Raw genomic sequence first — 19,585 nt, forward strand, 5'->3', positions numbered from 1 at the left:
GGGGTTTTTCAGGCCAGCGGCTTGAATTGGTAACCACTGCCCGCCGCTTCCAGGGTGCCCATGGCGGGCGCGGGGAAGTGGAAGCCGCCCATGGTGGTCTTGTCTTTGACCAACATGTCAAACACGCGACGACGCGTCTGACGCGCCATCTCGGCATCCATGTCGAAGGCGACGGCCCAGTCGGGGCTGCGGGCAAACAGCGAGGGGATGTTGGTCACGTCGGCCACATACACAAAATGCTGGTCCTGCGAGCTGACGCGGAACACACACATGCCCGGCGTGTGGCCAAACGCGGCCTCGGCACGGATGCCGGGGGCCAGCTCGGCGCCAGGCTCGAAGCGCACGATCTGGTCGGCGGCAAAACTGCCCATCACCCGGCGGGCGTTTTCAAACGCGCCTTTGGCCGCTGGCGGCGCGGCGTTCATCTTGGCGTCGTCGAACCAAAAGGCGTGTTCGGGCGCCGGCACGTGCAGCTTGGCCTTGGGAAACATGGCCGAACCGTCCTTCTTGCGCAGGCCGTTGATGTGATCACCGTGGTAGTGGCTGATGATGACGTGGTCGATGTCCTCGGGTTTGTAGCCGGCCGCCGCCAGGTTGGCGGTCAAGCGGCCGGTGGTGGGCGGGCCGTTGTCGGCGAAACCCGTGTCGATGAGGAACTTGGTGTTGCCGCTGACGATGAGGTAGGGCGTGAAGGGGATGTCCACGTAGTAGGTGGGCAGGTTTTGAGAGGCCAGCATGGCCTTGACCTGTTCCAGTGGCGCGTTGCGCACAAACTCTTCGCCCAGCGGCCGGCGCAAGGCACCGTCGTTGAGGGCGATGACTTCCATGGCCCCCACCTTCAAACGCTTGTAGCCAGTGGCAGGCAGCATAGGCGCCCCGAAATTGGGCGCGGCCTGCGACCAAACGGAGGAGAAAGTCAGCGCGGTCGCACCGGCGATGCCGGCGCCCAGAAAGTGGCGTCTGTCCATGGTCGAAAGTCTCCAGAAGCAAAGGGTTGGGTGGCGAACGGTTTGAAGATTAACGGCCCCAGCCCCTGACCTGAACGAACCAGTTCAATAGTTGACCCATGGGTCAGGTTTTTGCATCCGTCCGTCAGCCGGCCAGCAACTGCGACTCGGCCAGCGCCAGCGCCGTGGGTTTGCCCGACAGCACCAGGGTGTCGCCGCCCTGCAGCAACAGCGTGTCGTCAACAGCCGCCGGCTTGCCGTTGGCGCGTCGCACGCTGATGACCTGAACGCCCGTGGCGTGCAGCGCCAGCGCACTGAGCAACTTGCCGTGCATCCGGCCCGCCAGGGGCAAGGCCACGGTGGTCAGGCGCTCCTGATCCACATCGTCGCTGTCGCTGTCGTCGGCGCCGTGAAAGTAGCCACGCAGCAGGCCATAACGGGCGTCGCGCTGTTCCTGCACCACCCGGATCACCCGCCGCATGGGCACGCCCACCAGGGCCAGGGCGTGGCTGGCCAGCATCAGGCTGGCCTCGATGGCCTCGGGCACCACCTCGGTGGCACCGGCTTGTTGCAGCTTGGCCAGATCGCGGTCGTCCACCGTGCGCACCACCACCGGCACCTGCGGTGCATGCTCTCGGGCACTTGCCAACACTTTGACGGCGCTGGGTGTGTCCAGGTAGGTCACCACCACCGCGCTGGCGCGGTGCAGGCCGGCAGCCATCAGGGCCTGCAGGCGGGAGGCGTCACCAAACACCACGCTCTGGCCGGCAGCGGCGGCCTGGCGCACGCGGTCGGGATCAAGGTCCAGCGCCATGTAGGGAATGCCTTCGCCTTCCAGCAAACGCGCCAGGTTCTGCCCGCAACGGCCATAGCCGCAGATGATGACGTGCTTGTCGGCGCTGATGGACTTGCGCGCGATGCTGGTCATTTGCACCGACTGCATCAGCCAGTCGCTGCCCACCAACCGGGTGACGATGGGGTTGGCGTACATGATGACAAAAGGCGTGAACAACATGGACAAGACCATGGACGCCAGGATGGGGTTGAACAGCTCGGGGGGCACCAGGTTGTGCTGGCCCGCCAGCGCCAGCAGCACCAGCCCGAACTCGCCCGCCTGCGCCAGGTACAGGCCGACCCGCAAGGCCACCCCGTTCGAGGCGCCGAACAGCCGCGCCAGTCCGGTGATCATCACCAGCTTGAAGCCGATGGACAAGGACAGCAGAAGCAGCACCAGTGGCCAGCGCTCGACCAGAATGCGCCAGTCCAGCATCATGCCGATGGTGATGAAAAACAGGCCCAGCAGCACATCGTGAAATGGCCGGATGTCGGTCTCCACCTGGTGCTTGTATTCGGTTTCCGAGATGAGCATGCCCGCGACGAAGGCGCCCAGCGCCAGCGACAGGCCTGCGTGTTCCGTCAGCCAGGCCAGCCCCAGGGTGATGAGCAAGAGGTTGAGCATGAACAGCTCTTCGCTCTTGCGCCGCGCCACCAAGGTGAGCCACCAGCGCATGATTTTTTGCCCGCCGGTGAGCAACAGCCCCAGCAACACGGTCGCCTTGAGCACGGCCCACCCCAGCGAGGCAAACAGCTGCTCGGGTTCGGCACCCAGCGCCGGAATGAGCACCAGCAAGGGCACCACGGCCAGATCCTGGAACAGCAGAATGCCCACCACCCGCTTGCCATGCTCGCTTTCGAGCTCCAGCCGTTCGGCCACCAGCTTGATGACAATGGCGGTGCTGCTCATGGCCATCACACCACCCAGGGCCAACGCGGTGCGCCACTCCATCTGCCACCACTGTGGCAACAGCCAGGCCAGGGCCAGCGAACCCGCCGAGGTCAGCAGCAAGGTCAACGCCACCTGCGACAAGCCCAGGCCAAACACATGCCGCTTCATGGCCCGCAACTTGGGCAGGCTGAACTCCAGGCCGATGACGAACATCAGGAACACCACCCCGAACTCGGCCAGGTAACGGATGCCGCTGGAGTTCTGCGCCAGCGCGAGTGCATTGGGGCCGATGACCACCCCCACCACGAGGTAACCCAGGATAGGCGGCAACTTGAGCTGACGACACAGCACCACCCCCACCACAGCGGCAAGCAGGTACAGCAGCGTCAGGTCCAGGGCAGTCATGGCAAGAATGGTAACGGCTGGCGCACCCCGCCCCGGAGACCCTTGGCCGATAATCGGCGCCATGACAAGCCCCACTTCAAGCTTCAACCCTGAACGTGCGCTGAGCATGGCCCGCGAGGCATTGGACATCGAGGCACAGGCGGTGCAGGCCCTGGGTCAGCGCCTGGGCGACGGTTTTGTGCTGGCGGTCACCACGGTGCTGGGCAGCCAGGGCCGGGTGGTGGTGATGGGCATGGGCAAAAGTGGCCACGTGGGCCGCAAGATCGCGGCCACCCTGGCCTCCACCGGCACCCCCGCCATGTTTGTGCACCCAGCCGAAGCCAGCCACGGCGACCTGGGCATGGTGACCCCCGGCGACGTGGTGCTGGCCATCAGCAACAGTGGCGAAAGCGAAGAGGTCACCGTGCTGCTGCCCCTGATCAAACGCATGGGTGTGCCGCTGCTGGCCATGACGGGCAAACCCGGCTCCAGCCTGGGCCGCCACGCCGACGTGGTGCTCGACAGCGGCGTGGACCGCGAAGCCTGCCCCCACAACCTGGCCCCCACCGCCAGCACCACCGCCCAACTGGCCCTGGGCGACGCGCTGGCCATGGCGTTGCTGGACGCACGGGGTTTTCGCCCCAACGACTTTGCGCGCTCCCACCCCGGCGGGGCGCTGGGGCGCAAACTGCTGACCCACGTGCGCGACGTGATGCGCAGTGGCGAAGCCGTGCCGCGCGTGCCCCTGAGTGCCACCCTGATGGACCTGATGCGCGAAATCAGCGCCAAGGGCCTGGGCGCGGGTGCCGTGGTGGACGAAACAGGCGTGCCTGTGGGCATCTTCACCGACGGCGACCTGCGCCGCCTGATTGAAAAAGGCGTGGACCTGCGCAGCGCCATGGCGCGCGAGGTGATGCACGCCCACCCGCGCACCGTGCGCGACGAGGCCCTGGCCGCCAGCGCGGCCGAGTTGATGGAGCAGCACCGCATCAACAGCGTGCTGGTGGTGGACACCGATGGCAAGCTGTGCGGCGCACTCAACAGCCACGACCTGATGCGCGCCAAGGTGATATGAAACCCCCACGCTCATCACTTCGTGTATTCGCTGCCCCCCAAGGGGGCGCGGCCTTACTTGGGGCGGCCCGGCGCTGCGGCAGGTCTATGCCCCCACGCTCCTCACTTCGTGTATTTGCTTCCCCCCAAGGGGGCGCGGCCTTGCTTGGGGCGGCCCGGCGCTGCGGCCTGTCATGACGCCTGTATTGAACTTTCCCCCCGAACTGCTGCTGCGCGCACAGTCCGTCAAGGTCGTGTTTTTGGACGTGGACGGTGTGCTCACCGACGGTGGCCTGTATTTCACCGAACACGGTGAAACCATGAAGCGCTTCCATACGCTGGATGGCCACGGCATCAAGCTGCTGCAACGCGTCGGCATCACACCGGCCGTCATCACCGGACGCGACTCGCCCGCCCTGCGCCTGCGCCTCAAAGCCCTGGGCGTGACGCACGCGCGCTTTGGCACGGAGGACAAACGCCCCGCCGCCGAAGCCCTGCTGGCCGAACTGGGACTGGACTGGACCCAGGCCGCCGCCATGGGCGACGACTGGCCCGACCTACCCATGCTGCGCCGCTGTGCCTTGGCCTGTGTGCCCCCTGGCGCCCAGGCCGAAGTGCTGGCCGTGGCCCACCACATCACCCGCGCTGCGGGCGGCCAAGGTGCGGTGCGCGAGTGCTGCGATCTGCTGCTGGTGGCCAGCGGCCACTACGCCCGCCTGCTGGCGGAAGCCGCAGGATGAACGCACCGACCCCTGCGCCCTGGGGCTACCGGCTGCGACGCGGTTGGGACCGCCTGAGCATCTACCTGCCCATCGTGCTCATGGGTTTGCTGGCGCTGGGCTCGTACTGGCTGCTGCGCGCCACACCCGAAACGGACATGCCCTTGAGCGAGCGGCCACCCCAGCACGAACCTGACTATTTCATGCGCGGCTTTGCGGTGCGCAGTTTTGCGCCCGACGGCAGCCTGCGGTCGGATGTGCGCGGGGCCGAGGCGCGCCACTACCCCGACACCGACAGCACCGAAATCGACCAGGCCCGCATACGCACCCAGCCACCCGGCAGCACACTGACCACCGCACGCGCCGACCGCGTGACCAGCAACGCCGACCAAACCGAGTACGTGCTGCGCGGCAACGCCGTGGTGGTGCGTGAAGCTGCTGGCGCCAACCGCCCGCGGCTGGAATTCAACGGCGAGCATCTGCGGGTGCTGACCGGCGAGCGCCGTGTGACGTCCGAGCAACCGGTGGTGCTGTTGCGCGGCCGCGATCAGATCCGGGCCAACACACTCGATTTCCGCGAGGCCACCGGCGTGGCGTTGTTGCAGGGCCGGGTGCAGGCCACACTGCAGGCCCGGCCATGAACGCGGCAGCCCCACTGCTCTACATCACCGGCGCCTCCAGCGGCATCGGCCAGGCCCTGGCGGCGCGCTACGCCCAGGCCGGCTACCGCCTGGCCCTGGTGGCACGGCGGGTTGATGCCATGCAGGACTGGGCCAACGCGCAAAGGCTGGGCCCCGACCGCTGCCGCGTCTTTGAGGCCGACATGGCGAACATCGACAGCGCTGTCGCCGCAGGCCGGCGTTGCCTGAACGACATGGGCGTGCCCGACGTGGTGGTGGCCAGCGCCGGCCAGAGCATTGGCATGGACACCACCGAACGCGAAGACCTCGACGTGATGGCCCACACCCTGGCGCTCAACAACGTGGGCACGGCCGCCGCGTTCCACCCGTTTTTGGCGGGCATGAAACAACGCGGCAGTGGCACCCTGGTGGGCGTGGCCAGTGTGGCGGCCATTCGAGGCCTGCCGGGCCACGGCGCCTACTGCGCCAGCAAAGCCGGGGTGGTGGCGTATTGCGAAAGTTTGCGCGGCGAGCTGCGCGGCAGCGGCGTCGCGGTGGTCACCATCGTGCCGGGCTACGTGGCCACACCTTTGACCGCACACAACACCTACACCATGCCCTTCCTGATGTCGCCCGAGGCCTTTGCCGAACGCGCCTTTGCCGCCATCGCCGCGCAGACGAGCTACCGCGTCATTCCGTGGCAAATGGGTGTGGCCGCCAAGCTGCTGCGGGTTTTGCCGAACCCGCTGTTTGACCGCTTGCTCAGCGGGCGCGGGCGAAAAAAGCGGCGCAGCGAATTGCCGCCCGGTTGACGGGCGTCCGCAGCGAGCGGGCAACAAAAAACCCCGACAACCTCAAACAGGTTTCGGGGTTTTTTGTGGGTGAAGCGACACGCGCTCCACCGTTCAGAGGGCTCAGTAGCCGCCGCGGCCACCGCCGTAGCCACCGCCGCCACCACCTTCACGACGGCCACCGCCGCCGTAGGGGCTGCGGAAGCCGCCTTCGCCGCCACCGCCACCACCGTAGCCGCCGCCACCGCCTTCACGGCGACCGCCGCCGAAGCCGCCGCCGCCAGTGCGGGGAGGACGGGCTTCCATGGGACGGGCTTCGTTCACCACCAGGCTGCGACCGCCCAGCGATTGGCCGTTCATGCCGCTGATGGCGCTTTGCGCTTCAGCGTCAGAGCCCATTTCCACGAAACCAAAGCCTTTGGAACGACCGGTGTCGCGCTCCATCATGACCTTGGCGCTGTTGACATTGCCAAAAGCGCCGAATGCCTGTTGCAGGTCTTCGTCGCGCACGGTGTATGGCAGGTTGCCAACGTACAGTTTGTTGCCCATCAAGGGACTCCTCAAGAAACACAAAGAGAAAAAAAGCGATGGAGTCCCGAAAGCACACCCACGATAAAACGCTGTAGCACGCGAAACTGTCCGATCACTGATCACACAGGTAAACCTGTGCTTAACAATTATGCGCGTTGCCCAGGAAATTGGGCCTTTTTTTTAGACGATCGGCCCCAGAGGGCCGCTGCGACTCGGGTTTGCCCGGGGAAGACCCGGTTTTTTGCGTTGTGAAACCGCAACGACGGGCCGTCAGCCAGCCGACGTGCGGCGGTACACCACCTGGTAGGTCAGGGCCACCAACACGCTGCCGCCCATGAGGTTGCCCGCGATCACGGGGCCCAGATTGGCCAACATGCCCCACACCGTGACCGCAGCCTGACCAGACACCGGATCGGCGCCTGCCTGCAACAACATGGCCAGCGGAAACCAGTACATGTTGGCGATGCTGTGCTCGAAACCAGCGGCCACAAACGCAGCCACCGGTGGCACGATGGCCACCGCCTTGTCCACCACGCTGCGCCCGGCCATGGCCATCCACACGGCCAGGCACACCAGCACGTTGCACAAGACGCCCCTGAAAAACGCCGTCCAGGGCGACAAGTCCTGCTTGGCCAGGGCGATGGCCACCACCTGGCGCCCAATGGCACCCCCGTTCATCTGCCAATGGCCACTGAGGTAGACAAGCACCGCCAGCCCGGCGGCCCCCACGAAGTTGGCCAGACACACCAGCACCCAGTTGCGAAGCACCTCGCGGGTGCTGATCTGCCCCGCCGCCCAGGCCATGGCCAGCAGGTTGTTGCCGGTGAACAGCTCGGCCCCGGCCACCACCACCAGCAGCAGGCCCAGCGCAAACACCACACCGCCCAGCACCTGGGCAGTGGCAAAACCCAGCGTGGCGTCGGACTTGACCAGGGTGAAAAACACCGACCCCAGACCAATGAAGGCGCCCGCCAGCACGCCCAGCATCAGCGTCTGGCGCACCGGCAGGCGGGCCTTGGTGACGCCCACACTCTGCACCCGGCGCGCCACCTCGGCCGGGGCGTAGGCGTCCAAACCGTAAATTTCAGCCATGGGCCACATGCTCCTGAATGTGTGTGCTTCTTTTATACTAGCCGCCTTGCGCCGATTTCTTCCAAATTGCGGGCGCGTTAAAAATGCCGCTAAAGAGGGGACCCCGGTCTCGCACTTTGCGGCACCGGGTTTTTTGTTTTGGGCCCTGCGCCCGAAGGTGAATTGAGCTTGAGCCTGATTGCCACGCCCCAGACGCTGCGCTTTGAGCAGCCACTGCCGCTGCGCAGCGGCGCGGTGCTGCCGGCCTACGAACTGATGTTCGAGACCTACGGCACGCTGAATGCCGACAAATCCAATGCCGTCCTCATCTGCCACGCGCTCAACGCCAGCCACCACGTGGCCGGTGTGTACCTGGACGAACACGGCCAGCCCCAAGCGCGCAGCGAAGGCTGGTGGGACAACATGATTGGCCCCGGCAAACCGGTGGACACCCACCGCTTCTTCGTCATCGGCGTGAACAACCTGGGCTCGTGTTTTGGCAGCACCGGCCCCACCCACATCAACCCTACCACCGGCCAGGCCTGGGGCGCAGATTTTCCGGTCGTCACGGTGGAAGACTGGGTCAACGCCCAGGCCCGCTTGCTGGACGCACTGGGCATCCAACAACTGGCCGCCGTGATGGGGGGCAGCCTGGGCGGCATGCAAACCTTGAGCTGGACGCTGCAGTACCCCGAGCGCGTGCGCCATGCGGTGGTGGTGGCCAGCGCGCCCAACCTAACGGCCGAGAACATCGCCTTCAACGAGGTGGCCCGCCGCGCCATCGTGACCGACCCCGACTTCCACGGCGGCCACTACCTGCGCGAGGGCACCCTGCCGCGGCGCGGCCTGCGCATCGCCCGAATGATCGGGCACATCACCTACCTCAGCGATGACGTGATGAACGAGAAGTTCGGCAGGAAATTGCGTTCGCTCGTGGACGCTGCTGGCAATGACGACACCGACGCCGAAGAGCGCACCGCCTACCGCTACACCACACAAGACATCGAGTTCCAGATCGAAAGTTACCTGCGCTACCAGGGCGACAAGTTCAGCACCTACTTCGACGCCAACACCTACCTGCTCATCACCCGCGCGCTCGACTACTTCGATCCGGCGCGCGAGCACGGCGGCCAGCTCAGCGCCGCGCTGGCACGCGCCACGGCCAGCTTCCTGCTGGTGAGCTTCACCACCGACTGGCGCTTTTCACCCGCGCGCAGCCGCGAGATCGTGAAAGCCTTGCTCGACAACCGACGCGACGTGAGCTACGCCGAAATCGACGCGCCCCACGGCCACGACGCCTTCTTGCTCGACGACCCGCGCTACCTGAACACCGTGCGGGCCTACTTCGACCGCATTGACGCGGAGGTGAGCCCCGCCGCCGGGTCGCCCAAAGGCGGGGCAGCCCCCTTGGGGGGCAGCGACCCGCAAAGCGGCGGAGCGTGGGGGGAGGCTGCCCTATGAGCGACAAAAACGTCATGACATCCATCGCCCGCCTGGTGCCACCGGGCTCGCGTGTGCTCGACCTCGGCTGTGGCGACGGCGCCCTGCTGGCCCACCTGCAGGCCACACGCGGCTGCACCGGCTACGGCGTGGAGATCGACGACACCAAACTGCTGGCCTGTGTGCAACGCGGCGTGAACGTGCTGCAGTTCAACCTCGACGAAGGCCTGGCCATGTTTGGCGACAACAGCTTCGACGTGGTGTTGCAGATCGACACCCTGCAGCACCTGCGCAACGCCGAAGTGATGCTGCGCGAAACCGCGCGCGTGGGCCGCATTGGCATCGTCGCCTTCCCCAACTTTGCCCACTGGCCCAACCGCCTGAGTGTGCTGACGGGCCGCATGCCCGTGACCAAACGCCTGCCCTACCAGTGGTACGACACACCCAACATCCGCGTGGGCACCCACGCCGATTTTGAGGTGCTGGCCCGGCGCAACGGCTTGCAGATCGAAGACAGCTTTGGCCTGCACGAAGGGCAGGAGGTGCGCTTTGTGCCCAACCTGCTGGCCAGCACGGCGGTGTTCAGGTTGTCCAACGGGCGTTGACACATTTTCTTTTTGGCACACCCATGAGCACGTCCTTCCAGCCCGTCATCCACAGCCTGCTGGAGACCGACCTCTACAAGTTCACGATGTGGCAGGCGCTGCTGCACCGTTATCCCACCAACCAGTCCGAGTACCGCTTTGTCTGCCGCAACCCGCCGGCCTTTGCGCTGGCCACCCTGGTCGACGAGGTCAACCAGCAGTTGGACTGGTTGTGCAGCCTGCGATTTGCCCCAGATGAGCTGAGCTACCTGGCACAGCTGCGCTACATCAAACCCGACTTCGTCCAGTTTCTGCGCATCTTCCAGCTGCACCGCCCCTTCATCGAGGCGCGTGCCGAAGGCGAACACCTGGTCATCACCGCCAAGGGCCCGCAGGTCCATGTGCTGCCGTTTGAAATTTATGTGCTGGCCATCGTCAACGAGCTGTACTTCCGCCGCATGGCGGTGCCCGACCTGGGCGTGGGCCGCCAGCGCCTGAAGGACAAAATCCAGCTGTTGCGCGACGCGCTGGCACAGAGCCCCCGACGGCACGCTTTTTCACTGGCGGACTTCGGCCTGCGTCGGCGCTTCAGTGGCGAGTGGCACGACGAGGTGGTGGCCACGCTCAAAGCCGAACTGCCCGAACACTTCGGTGGCACCTCCAACGTGCACCTGGCCCAAAAGCATGGCCTCGCGCCCATCGGCACCATGGCGCACGAGTACCTGCAAACCTTCCAATCGGTGGGCGTGCAGCTCAAGCAGTTCCAGAAGGCGGCGTTCGAGGCCTGGGTGCAGGAGTACCGGGGCGACCTCGGCATTGCCCTCACCGATGTGGTGGGCTTGGACGCGTTTCTGGCCGACTTCGATCTCTACTTCGCCAAGCTGTTCGACGGCTTGCGCCACGACTCGGGCGACCCTTTCGTGTGGGGCGAAAAGGCGCTGGCGCACTACGCCAAGCTGCGCATCGACGCCCACAGCAAACGCCTGACCTTCTCCGACAGTCTGGACATGCCCAAGGCGATTGCCCTGTACCAGCACTTCGGCGACCGCGTGCAAACCGGCTTCGGCATCGGCACCAACCTGACCAACGACGTGGGCCCCGAGCCGTTGCACATCGTCATGAAATTGGTGCGCTGCAACGACCAGCCTGTGGCCAAACTGGCCGACAGCCCCGGCAAAACCCTATGCGAAGACGACACCTTTTTGGCCTACCTGCGCCAGGTGTTCGACAAACACGACTGAGCAGGCCACTCACACCGCTTTGCGCAGCGCCTGGTCGATGTCCCAGAGGATGTCCTCCACGTCCTCGATGCCCACGCTCAGGCGCACCATGTCGGGCCCGACGCCGGCCTTCTTCAACTCCTCTTCGCTCAACTGCCGGTGGGTGGTGGAGGCGGGGTGTATGACCAGGGTTTTGGCGTCGCCGATGTTGGCCAGGTGGCTCAGAAACTCGCAGGCGTCGATGAAACGTTCGCCCGCGCGGGCCGGGTCGTCGGCCTGGATGCCGAAGGTGAGGATGCCCGAGCAGCCGGGCGCCCCGTCGATGGCGCGGAATTGCTTTTTGGCCAGCGCGTGGTGGGGCGAATCGCTCAGGCCGGGGTAGTTGACCCAGGCCACCAGCGGGTGCTCGCGCAGAAATTCGGCCACGCGCACCGTGTTGCGGCAATGCGCCAACATGCGCAGGTGCAGCGTCTCGATGCCCTGCAGAATGAGCCAGGCATTGAGCGGCGAGAGCACGGCGCCGAAGGTGCGGTTGACCTCCAGCCGCGCCTTCATGGTGTAGCCGAAGTCGCCAAAGGTCTCGTAGAACTTGACGCCGTGGTAGGCGCGGCTGGGCTCGATCAGGTCGGGGAAGTTGCCGTTGGCCCAGTTGAACTTGCCCGACTCCACCACCACACCGGCCATGGTGGTGCCGTGGCCGCCCAGGTATTTGGTGGCGCTGTGCACCACGATGTCGGCGCCGAAGGCGAAGGGGTTGCACAGGTAGGGCGAGGCCACGGTGTTGTCGATCACCAGCGGCACGCCGTGTTCGTGCGCCACGGCGGCCACGGCCTCGATGTCGAACACGTTGACCAGCGGGTTGCCCAGGGTTTCGCCGTACACCGCGCGGGTGTTGGGCCGCATGGCACGGCGGAAGTTGTCGGGGTCGGCCGGGTCCACAAAGGTGGTGTGTATGCCCAGCCGCTCAAAACCCAAGCCCAGCTGGCCCACGCTGCCGCCGTACAGGGTGGACGCGGCCACGATGTGGTCGCCCGCCTTGAGGATGGCCAACAGCGCGGTCATCTGCGCGGCCATGCCGCTGCCGCAGGCCAGGGCGGCGCGCCCACCTTCGAGGCTGGCCACGCGCTCTTCCAACACCGCCACCGTGGGGTTGCTGATGCGGCTGTAGACGTTGCCGAAGGTCTGCAGGTTGAACAGGCTGGACGCGTGTTCGGCGTTGTCGAACACGAAGCTGGTGGTCTGGTGGATGGGTGTGGCGCGCGCGCCGGTGACGGGGTCGGGGATGGCACCGGCGTGGATGGCACGGGTGCCGAAGCCGTAATCACGGTCGCGGTTGTGATCTTGGGCCATGGGGTCAGTAAGGAAGGACGTGGGGCCGTTTGGCCGAGATGACGCGGGTGTTGACGCCGGCCCAATTGAGGCCGCCAAACAGGCGGGCGTGTTCGATCTTGACGCAGCGGTCTTCGATGACGGTGAGACCAGCGTGGCGCGCCTTTTGCGCCGCCGCTTCGTTGAAGATGCCCAACTGCAACCACAGGCACTTGGCGCCGATGGCGATGGCTTCGTCGGCAAGGGGTGGGATGTCCTCGCTTTTTCGGAAGCAGTCCACCATGTCGATTTTTCGGCCTTGCGCGGCCAACGCGGCGGCGGCTTCCGTGACACTCGCAAAACAGCGCTCACCCAAAATCTCGCCGTTCTCACGCGCCACCACGGGGTTGACCGGGACGATGTGATAGCCATGGCTTTGCATGTACTTGGCCGCGAAGAAACTGGGCCGGTGCCACTGCGGTGACAGCCCCACCACGGCGATGGTGGAGCACTCGGCCAGCACGGTGCGAAGGGTCTGGATGTCGCTCATGGGCGCAGTGTACGCAGCCCGGCGGCAATCCCCCTCAACCCGCTGCCGACTTGTATTTGATGCTGCAGCCGTAGGCCTGGTTTTGCGCCACGCTGACAGGCTTGCCCGCCAGCAGTTCGTTCAAGCCCTGGCGCACGAAGTTGGTGGCCTTGTCGATGTCGCTCACGCGGGCCGAGGGGATGCTGTCGATGGCGCCCGCAAAGGCCAGCCGGCCTTGCGCGTTGACGATGTACATGTGCGGCGTGACCCGCGCGTTGTAGGCCTTGCCCACGGTGCCTTCTTCGTCCATCAACACCGCCGTGGGCGCGGCCTTTTGCTCGGCCATCCAGCGCGCCAGCTGGGGCGGGGTTTTGTAATCGGCGCTGGCGTCTTCGGTGGAGTTGATGGCCAGCCACACCACGCCCTTGGCGGTGAACTCTTTTTGCAGCGCCTGCAGGTTGCCCTGGTAGTGTTTGCGCACAAAAGGGCAGCCAGGGTTGTTCCATTCCAGCACCACGTGTTTGCCCTTGAAGTCGCTCAGGCGCACGGTCTTGCCGTTCACGTCGGTGAGGCTGAAATCGGGCGCGGGCTGGCCCACGGTGGCGGCCAGGACGGCAGTGTGTGCGCCGAAGGCAGCCAGAGCGATGGTCAGCGCAAAAAGGCGGCGTTGCATGCGGTTCTCCTTCGTACGTGGATCACAAACGGGCCAGCGCGGCGCGCACTTCGGCCGCGCTCAACAGCTCGGACATCACCACCGGCGCGGCACCCTGGCGGTAAATGGCGTACACCGGCACACCATTGCGGCCCAGGGCGCTCAGGGCCTGGGTCACGGCGGGGTCGCGGCGGGTCCAGTCGGCGCGGGCCAACACCAGGCCACGTGCGCGCATGTCGTCGAGCAGGGCGGCGTCGGCCAACACGGTTTTCTTGTTGAACTGGCAGGTCACGCACCAGGCGGCGGTGTAGTCCACAAACACCGGTTTGCCTTCGGCCTGCCACTGCGCCATGCGCGCGGGCGACCAGGGTTGCCAATCGCCCGTCGCCTCAACGCTGAGGTTGTCGGCCGGCGCGATGCGCGTGACCTGCGGCGCCACCGCCCAGCTCAGCGCCGCCAGGCCGGCCAGCGACAGGCCGCCCAGCACCTGCCGGGTGCGGCCCTGGCGCCCCCAAGCCCACAACACCAGCGCCAACATCACCATCACCGCCAGCAAGGCAGCCACGCCGTCGATGCCACTTTGTTGCCCCAGCACCCACAGCAGCCACACCACCGTGGCCAACATGGGGAAGGCCAGGAACTGGCGCAAGGTGTTCATCCAGGCGCCGGGGCGCGGCAGCGCACGCGCCACCGCCGGCCACAGGCTGGCGACGAGGTAGGGCAGCGCGAGCCCCAGGCCCATGGCGGCAAACACCGCCAGCGCCTGCGCGGTGGGCAGGCCCACGGCCAGCCCCAGCGAGGCGCCCATGAAGGGCGCGGTGCAAGGCGAGGCCACGGCCACGGCCAGCACACCGGTCAAGAAGGCGTCGGCCGCCGGGTGGCGCAGTTGCAGCGCGGCCAGCGGGCCGGGCGCCAGTTGTTTGAACTCGAACAGCCCGGCCAGGTTGAGGCCGATCACGGTGAACAGCAGCGCGAGCGCGGCCACCACCGCCGGGTTTTGCAGCTGAAAGCCCCAGCCGATCTGTTCACCCGCCGCACGCAGCGCCACCAGCAAGGCACCCAGCGCCACGAAGGACAGCATCACACCCGCCGTGTAGGCCAGACCGGCCAGCCGGTGGCCGCGCCGGTCGTCGGCGTGCTGGGCAAAGGCCAGCACCTTGATGGCCAGCACCGGGAACACGCAGGGCATGAGGTTGAGCAGCAACCCGCCCACCAGCGCACCCAGCAGGGCCAGCCCCAGGCTCAGGGTGGCGCCGCCGCTGCCTGGCGCGGCCGCAGCCCGCGCGGCATTGGCGTCGAGTGCGGCTTGCAGCGCAGGCGACACACCACCGTCGCCGGGCAAGGCCGCCAGCGCAGGCCAAGTGCCACGCGCGGGCAGTTCCAGGCGCAGGCCGCCCAAGGTGTTTTCGCCAGGCGCCATGTCACCGGTGCGGGCCAGCACCACGGGCATCACGGCAGGGCTTTCGGCGTGTTGGCTGGACAGCGGGATCTCGGCCCGCCAGGTGTTGCCGTCCCAGCGCTGGGTCCACTTCGCACCGGGTTCGATGACGGCGGCGGTTTCGGGGAAAAACTCGAGCGTCTGGCCGACCCAGTCGGGCGGCAGGCCAGCCACCTGCACCGCCAAGGCCTTGTCGCTGGGTGCCACGTGGCTGTCGCCGGTGGGCTGGGCGCGGGGCACGCGGCTGGCGGCGTCGTCAAACGCGCGGGCGTGGGCCGCTGTGGCCGCGCCTGCAGGCAAGCGCAGGGTGAAGCTGCCCTCTTCCGGAATGCACTCTTTGCGACACACCAGCCAGGCGGCATCGAGCTGCACGCTCAGTTCAGTGCCCTTGAAATCGGGCGACACCGTGAGCGGCACCGGCAGCAGCACCGTGCCCTCGTAGCCGTAGTTGGCCAGGTGGCCGATGGGGAATTTTTTGGGCGTGGGCCAGGCGATGTCGCCGGCCGTCACGCCAGCGGGCAGCTTCCACTCCACCGTGGTGGGCAGGCCGGAGTCGCCGGGGTTTTTCCAGTAGGTGTGCCAGTCTTTGGCGTGCTGGATTTGCAGGCCCAGCCACAGCGGTTTGCCCGGCGCCACGCCCTCGGGCGCGTGGGCCAGCAACTCGGCGCGCACCTGGTCGGTGCGGACCACGGTCTGGCCAGGCTGAGCCAACACGGAAGCGGCGCAGAAGACACTGGCCAAGGCAAAGAAACGGGGGGTTCGGGCGGTCATGGGCACACGGTCTGAGAACAGGCGTTTGACAAAGTTCCAGCGCCTGTGGGGAAACGGGATTGTCACCGAGTGTTGTCGCGAAGGGGTGAAACCACGCATGGGCGCGGTCAATTGCCAGAAAACCTAAAATCCGCGCCAGACATGACGCCCGCCACCCCCCTGCACCCGCCGCACGCCCGGGCACCCACACAGCATTCCGCCCGGGTTCACACCGTGGGACTGGTGTTGGTGCACGCGCTGGTGTGGACGCTGCTGCAGTCGCTGGCCCAAGGCAACCTCGACAGCTACCACGACATGCTGGAGAACTTTGCCTGGGCGCAAACCTTTGAATGGGGCACATTCAAGCACCCACCGTTTTTTGCCTGGGTGGTGGGCATGTGGTTTGCGGTCTTCCCCACCGCCGACTGGGCCTACCGCCTGCTGGCCTACACCAACGTGGCGGTGGGCCTGTGGGGCGTGGCGGTGCTCGCGCGGCGCCTGCAACTGGCACACCTGGCCCCCACGGCGCTGCTGCTGCTGCTCTGGGCCCTGCCCTACACCACGCTGGCGGCCAAATTCAACGCCAATAGCCAACTGCTGTCGCTGTGGCCGTGGACGGCGGTGGCCCTGCTCACCGCCATCGACAGCCGGGGCGCACGGGGGTGGGCTTGGCACATCGCGTTGGGCCTGCTGGCGGCGGCCTGTTTTCTGAGCAAGTACTACAGCGGCGTGTTTCTGGTGGGTTTTCTGGTGGTGGCGCTCACCCGCGCAGAGGGTCGCCGCTGGCTGCTGAGCCCGTGGCCGTGGCTGGCGCTGGCCGTGTTTGCCATCGCCCTGCTGCCCCACCTGGCGTGGTTGCGCGCCAGCGACTTTGCCACCCTGGGCTATGCCATGGACCAGGGCAACGGCGACACCGCGTGGGAGGCTTTGCTCAAGTTTGGCCTGACGCCGTTGGTGTACTGGGGCCTGGCCTGGCTGGCCTGTGTGGCGGTGTTTGCCAGCGTGCAACAGGCCCGCACCCAGCGCCGCTGGCTGGGCGGCTTGGCGCAAGGCTTGTGGGTCAGTTGGCGCCCCACGGGCTGGGACGACGTCCTGTTCTGGCTGGCGGTGCTGCCCGGCGGCATCACCTTGTTGTTTGGGCTGGCGGGCGCGGTGGAGCTGTCCACACCATGGTCCATCCCCATCGGCTACGCCTTCAGTCTGCTGTGGCTGCGCAACCTGTCACAAGATGCGGGGCCCGATGGCAGCAAGAAGGCCCAACGGCGGCTGCATCGCGCCGCATGGCCGGTGCTGGCGCTGGTGGTCGCCGTGGGCCTGGCGCACGGCTGGCAGCGCGCACAACAAGGTCACCCGGACCACTACCGCCCGTCCGAACAAGCCGCGCAGGATGTGTTGGCTTTGTGGGCGCGCGAGGTGCCGGGTGTGCCGCTGGGTTGGAGCGGTGGCGCCTGGGCCGACAACGCCTTGCTTGCCTTCTATGCAGATCGCCAGATCCGCGCCCTGCCGGGCCTGCCCGATGTGTCGCCCGCCACACTGGCGCCCCATGCCGACTGGGCCACACAGGGCGGCGTGTTGTTGTGCCCGCTGGGGCCGGTGGGTGCCCAACGGCAAAGCAGGGACATCACACGCCCGCCGCAGGTGCCGTCCACCGGCTACAGCAAAGACCCTGACCGCTGCCTGGCCGACATGCGTGCCTGGCTACAAACCCAAGGCCAGGCCACCGAGCCCGTCACCCTGCGGGTGGTCCGCCAGGGCTGGCGCTTTCCGCGCCAGGTGCCGTTTGAGTACGCGGTGTTCTTCTACCGCCCCGCCGTCACACCAGCAGCGCGTTGACGCGCTTGACGTAAGCGGCCGGGTCTTCGGGCAGCCCGCCCTCGGCCAGCAGGGCCTGGTCGAACAGGATGTGGGCCAGGTCGTCGAAGTGGGCCGAGCCATCCAGCTTCTTCACCAGCGCGTGCTCGGCGTTCACTTCCAGGATGGGCTTGGACAGCGGCGCCTGCTGGCCAGCCGCCTTGAGCATGCGCGCGAGCTGGTTGGACACGTCGCCGTCTTCCACCACCAGGCAAGCCGGTGAGTCCACCAGGCGGGTGGTCACGCGCACGTCTTTGGCCTTGTCCTTGAGGCTCTCCTTGAGCTTGTCGAGCAGCGGCTTGAAGGTTTCGGCGGCGGCTTCGGCGGCCTTCTTTTCTTCCTCGTCCAGCAGCGAGCCCAGGTCAACCGCGCCCTTGGCCACGCTTTGCAGCGGCGTGCCGTCGAACTCGTGCAGGTGCGACAGCGCCCACTCGTCCACGCGGTCGGTCATCAGCAGCACCTCGATGCCCTTCTTGCGGAACACCTCCAGCTGCGGGCTGTGTTTGGCCGCGGCCAGGTTGTCGGCGGTAATAAAGTAGATGGCGGCCTGACCTTCTTTCATGCGGGCCTTGTAGTCGGCCAGCGACACGGCCACCGCATCCGATGAGGTGCTGGCAAAACGCAGCAGCTTGGCGATCTTCTCGCGGTTGGCAAAGTCCTCGCCCAAGCCTTCCTTGAGCACCGAGCCGAACTCGGCGTAGAACTGGCTGTACTTGCCAGCCTGCGCCTTGTCCTCTTCCGACACCACGTCGGTCACGCCGTCCGCACCTTCCGTGATCTCGGCCGGTTTGTCCTTCTTGGCCAGATCTTCCAGCATGGCCAGCACGCGGCGGGTGTTGCCTTCGCGGATGGCGCGCACGTCGCGGCTTTCCTGCAGCAGCTCGCGGCTCACGTTGAGCGGCAGGTCGGCCGAGTCCACCACGCCCTTGACCCAGCGCAGGTAAGCCGGCATCAGCGCCTCCGCCTCGTCCATGATGAACACGCGCTTGACATACAGCTTGATGCCGGCCTTGCGGTCGCGGTTCCACAGGTCGTGCGGTGCCTTGGCGGGGATGTAGAGCAGCTGCGTGTATTCGCTGCTGCCTTCCACGCGGTTGTGGCTCCAGGCCAGCGGGGCATCCTGGTCGTAGCTGAGGTTCTTGTAGAACTCGGCGTACTGCTCGTCGCTGATGTCTTTTTTGGAGCGGGTCCACAGGGCGCTAGCCGAGTTGACCGCCTCCCACTCGTCTTTCTGGATGTACTCGCCCTTGTCCTTTTCCCACTCCTCTTTCTGCATGAGGATGGGCAGGCTGATGTGGTCGGAGTACTTGCCAATGATCTGCTTGAGCTTCCAGTGGCTCAGGTATTCGTTGGCATCCTCGCGCAGGTGCAGGATGACGCTGGTGCCGCGCGCGGCGCGGGTGATGGTTTCGGTTTCGAAGTCGCCGGTGCCGCCACTGACCCAGCGCACACCTTCTTCGGGCTTGAGGCCCGCGCGGCGCGACTCGACGGTGATCTTGTCGGCCACGATGAAGCCGGAGTAGAAGCCGACGCCGAACTGGCCGATCAGCTGAGCGTCCTTCTTTTGGTCGCCGCTCAGCCGGCTCATGAAGTCCTTGGTGCCGCTCTTGGCGATGGTGCCCAGGTGGTCGATGGCCTCGCCCTCGCTCATGCCGATGCCGTTGTCGGTGATGGTCAGCGTCTTGGCGTCCTTGTCGAAGGCCACGCGTACCTCCAGGTTGGGCGCATCTTCAAACAGGCTGCTGTCGTTCAGGGCTTCAAAGCGCAGCTTGTCGCAGGCGTCGGAGGCGTTGGACACCAGCTCGCGCAGGAAGATTTCTTTGTTGGAGTACAGCGAGTGCGTGACGAGGTGCAGCAGTTGGGCGACTTCGGCCTGAAAGGAATGGGTGTGTTTGCTCATGGTGGAATCGGTCGGGAAAGCACAAAGACCGCGCCTACTTGGGGGCGCGTGAGCCCTTTTCAAGGGCTTCG

General features: G+C 66.3%; 17 protein-coding genes. 8 read left to right on the forward strand and 9 right to left on the reverse strand.

The genetic code is table 11. The features are described 5' to 3' along the window. Window positions 1-8: 8 nt before the first annotated feature. Entirely contained in the window at window positions 9-968 is a 960-nt protein-coding gene (locus ACFQU0_RS14985; protein ID WP_382202154.1) for an MBL fold metallo-hydrolase, read from the reverse strand. 124 nt (window positions 969-1,092) lie between these two features. Then, window positions 1,093-3,078: a monovalent cation:proton antiporter family protein gene (locus ACFQU0_RS14990; protein WP_382202156.1), complete on the reverse strand. Its 1,986-nt coding sequence runs from the start codon at window positions 3,076-3,078 to the stop codon at window positions 1,093-1,095. A gap of 61 nt (window positions 3,079-3,139) precedes the next feature. Between ACFQU0_RS14990 and ACFQU0_RS14995 the strand changes: the two genes are divergently transcribed. From ACFQU0_RS14995 to ACFQU0_RS15010, 4 genes are all read left to right on the forward strand, one after another. After that, a complete protein-coding gene (locus ACFQU0_RS14995) occupies window positions 3,140-4,132 on the forward strand; it encodes a KpsF/GutQ family sugar-phosphate isomerase (protein WP_382202158.1) in 993 nt (330 codons plus the stop codon). 172 nt (window positions 4,133-4,304) lie between these two features. Continuing rightward, window positions 4,305-4,850: a KdsC family phosphatase gene (locus ACFQU0_RS15000; RefSeq protein ID WP_382202159.1), complete on the forward strand. Its 546-nt coding sequence runs from the start codon at window positions 4,305-4,307 to the stop codon at window positions 4,848-4,850. Next, on the forward strand, window positions 4,847-5,470 hold the full coding sequence (gene lptC / locus ACFQU0_RS15005) for an LPS export ABC transporter periplasmic protein LptC (RefSeq protein ID WP_382202161.1): 624 nt from the start codon (window positions 4,847-4,849) through the stop codon (window positions 5,468-5,470). The genes ACFQU0_RS15000 and lptC overlap by 4 nt, the downstream gene beginning before the upstream one ends. Then, window positions 5,467-6,261, forward strand: coding sequence for an SDR family oxidoreductase (locus ACFQU0_RS15010; protein ID WP_382202162.1), 795 nt, complete (start codon window positions 5,467-5,469; stop codon window positions 6,259-6,261). Before lptC ends, ACFQU0_RS15010 begins: the two co-directional genes overlap by 4 nt. 102 nt (window positions 6,262-6,363) lie before the next feature. Here ACFQU0_RS15010 and ACFQU0_RS15015 read toward each other — a convergent pair whose 3' ends face one another. Beyond that, window positions 6,364-6,789, reverse strand: coding sequence for an RNA recognition motif domain-containing protein (locus ACFQU0_RS15015; protein WP_382202164.1), 426 nt, complete (start codon window positions 6,787-6,789; stop codon window positions 6,364-6,366). 252 nt (window positions 6,790-7,041) lie between these two features. Next, window positions 7,042-7,863 (reverse strand): formate/nitrite transporter family protein, encoded by an 822-nt coding sequence (locus ACFQU0_RS15020; protein WP_382202166.1) that lies wholly within the window; start codon window positions 7,861-7,863, stop codon window positions 7,042-7,044. A gap of 168 nt (window positions 7,864-8,031) precedes the next feature. On the opposite strand from ACFQU0_RS15020, the gene metX reads away from it, so the two are divergent. From metX to pncB, 3 genes are read left to right on the forward strand one after another with little or no spacing between them, the layout of a single operon-like run. Then, the gene (gene metX / locus ACFQU0_RS15025) at window positions 8,032-9,303 is read left to right on the forward strand and encodes a homoserine O-succinyltransferase MetX (protein ID WP_382202168.1); all 1,272 of its coding nucleotides are present in this window, start codon (window positions 8,032-8,034) and stop codon (window positions 9,301-9,303) included. Beyond that, a complete protein-coding gene (gene metW / locus ACFQU0_RS15030) occupies window positions 9,300-9,887 on the forward strand; it encodes a methionine biosynthesis protein MetW (protein WP_382202170.1) in 588 nt (195 codons plus the stop codon). The genes metX and metW overlap by 4 nt, the downstream gene beginning before the upstream one ends. Before the next feature lie 23 nt (window positions 9,888-9,910). Continuing rightward, complete coding sequence (gene pncB / locus ACFQU0_RS15035) at window positions 9,911-11,107, forward strand: nicotinate phosphoribosyltransferase (protein WP_382202172.1); 1,197 nt, start codon at window positions 9,911-9,913, stop codon at window positions 11,105-11,107. A gap of 9 nt (window positions 11,108-11,116) precedes the next feature. Here pncB and ACFQU0_RS15040 read toward each other — a convergent pair whose 3' ends face one another. The 4 genes from ACFQU0_RS15040 to ACFQU0_RS15055 are packed head-to-tail and all read right to left on the reverse strand — an operon-like array spanning window position 11,117 to window position 15,784. Next, entirely contained in the window at window positions 11,117-12,436 is a 1,320-nt protein-coding gene (locus tag ACFQU0_RS15040) for an O-acetylhomoserine aminocarboxypropyltransferase/cysteine synthase family protein (protein ID WP_382202174.1), read from the reverse strand. Between the two features lie 4 nt (window positions 12,437-12,440). Further along, a complete protein-coding gene (locus ACFQU0_RS15045) occupies window positions 12,441-12,944 on the reverse strand; it encodes a CoA-binding protein (protein WP_382202176.1) in 504 nt (167 codons plus the stop codon). A gap of 34 nt (window positions 12,945-12,978) precedes the next feature. Continuing rightward, entirely contained in the window at window positions 12,979-13,596 is a 618-nt protein-coding gene (locus tag ACFQU0_RS15050) for a thioredoxin family protein (RefSeq protein WP_382202178.1), read from the reverse strand. A gap of 22 nt (window positions 13,597-13,618) precedes the next feature. Beyond that, window positions 13,619-15,784, reverse strand: coding sequence for a protein-disulfide reductase DsbD family protein (locus ACFQU0_RS15055; protein ID WP_382202180.1), 2,166 nt, complete (start codon window positions 15,782-15,784; stop codon window positions 13,619-13,621). A 141-nt stretch (window positions 15,785-15,925) separates the two neighbouring features. Between ACFQU0_RS15055 and ACFQU0_RS15060 the strand changes: the two genes are divergently transcribed. Further along, window positions 15,926-17,596 (forward strand): glycosyltransferase family 39 protein, encoded by a 1,671-nt coding sequence (locus tag ACFQU0_RS15060; protein ID WP_382202181.1) that lies wholly within the window; start codon window positions 15,926-15,928, stop codon window positions 17,594-17,596. On the opposite strand, the gene htpG is transcribed toward ACFQU0_RS15060, so the two are convergent. Then, window positions 17,577-19,514, reverse strand: coding sequence for a molecular chaperone HtpG (htpG, locus tag ACFQU0_RS15065; RefSeq protein WP_382202183.1), 1,938 nt, complete (start codon window positions 19,512-19,514; stop codon window positions 17,577-17,579). The genes ACFQU0_RS15060 and htpG overlap by 20 nt on opposite strands. Window positions 19,515-19,585: the final 71 nt, after the last annotated feature.

Source organism: Hydrogenophaga defluvii, assembly GCF_042665235.1.
Lineage (GTDB): Bacteria > Pseudomonadota > Gammaproteobacteria > Burkholderiales > Burkholderiaceae_C > Hydrogenophaga > Hydrogenophaga defluvii_A.

Bases quoted from the DNA above. Each gene is read 5' to 3' on its own strand.
- ACFQU0_RS15010 (WP_382202162.1), top strand. From the start codon at position 5,467: ATGAACGCGGCAGCCCCACTGCTCTACATCACCGGCGCCTCCAGCGGC.
- ACFQU0_RS14995 (WP_382202158.1), top strand. From the start codon at position 3,140: ATGACAAGCCCCACTTCAAGCTTCAACCCTGAACGTGCGCTGAGCATG.
- ACFQU0_RS14985 (WP_382202154.1), bottom strand. From the start codon at position 968: ATGGACAGACGCCACTTTCTGGGCGCCGGCATCGCCGGTGCGACCGCG.
- ACFQU0_RS15050 (WP_382202178.1), bottom strand. From the start codon at position 13,596: ATGCAACGCCGCCTTTTTGCGCTGACCATCGCTCTGGCTGCCTTCGGC.
- htpG (WP_382202183.1), bottom strand. From the start codon at position 19,514: ATGAGCAAACACACCCATTCCTTTCAGGCCGAAGTCGCCCAACTGCTG.
- ACFQU0_RS15040 (WP_382202174.1), bottom strand. From the start codon at position 12,436: ATGGCCCAAGATCACAACCGCGACCGTGATTACGGCTTCGGCACCCGT.
- lptC (WP_382202161.1), top strand. From the start codon at position 4,847: ATGAACGCACCGACCCCTGCGCCCTGGGGCTACCGGCTGCGACGCGGT.
- ACFQU0_RS15060 (WP_382202181.1), top strand. From the start codon at position 15,926: ATGACGCCCGCCACCCCCCTGCACCCGCCGCACGCCCGGGCACCCACA.
- ACFQU0_RS15055 (WP_382202180.1), bottom strand. From the start codon at position 15,784: ATGACCGCCCGAACCCCCCGTTTCTTTGCCTTGGCCAGTGTCTTCTGC.
- ACFQU0_RS14990 (WP_382202156.1), bottom strand. From the start codon at position 3,078: ATGACTGCCCTGGACCTGACGCTGCTGTACCTGCTTGCCGCTGTGGTG.
- ACFQU0_RS15045 (WP_382202176.1), bottom strand. From the start codon at position 12,944: ATGAGCGACATCCAGACCCTTCGCACCGTGCTGGCCGAGTGCTCCACC.
- ACFQU0_RS15015 (WP_382202164.1), bottom strand. From the start codon at position 6,789: ATGGGCAACAAACTGTACGTTGGCAACCTGCCATACACCGTGCGCGAC.
- pncB (WP_382202172.1), top strand. From the start codon at position 9,911: ATGAGCACGTCCTTCCAGCCCGTCATCCACAGCCTGCTGGAGACCGAC.
- metW (WP_382202170.1), top strand. From the start codon at position 9,300: ATGAGCGACAAAAACGTCATGACATCCATCGCCCGCCTGGTGCCACCG.
- ACFQU0_RS15000 (WP_382202159.1), top strand. From the start codon at position 4,305: ATGACGCCTGTATTGAACTTTCCCCCCGAACTGCTGCTGCGCGCACAG.
- ACFQU0_RS15020 (WP_382202166.1), bottom strand. From the start codon at position 7,863: ATGGCTGAAATTTACGGTTTGGACGCCTACGCCCCGGCCGAGGTGGCG.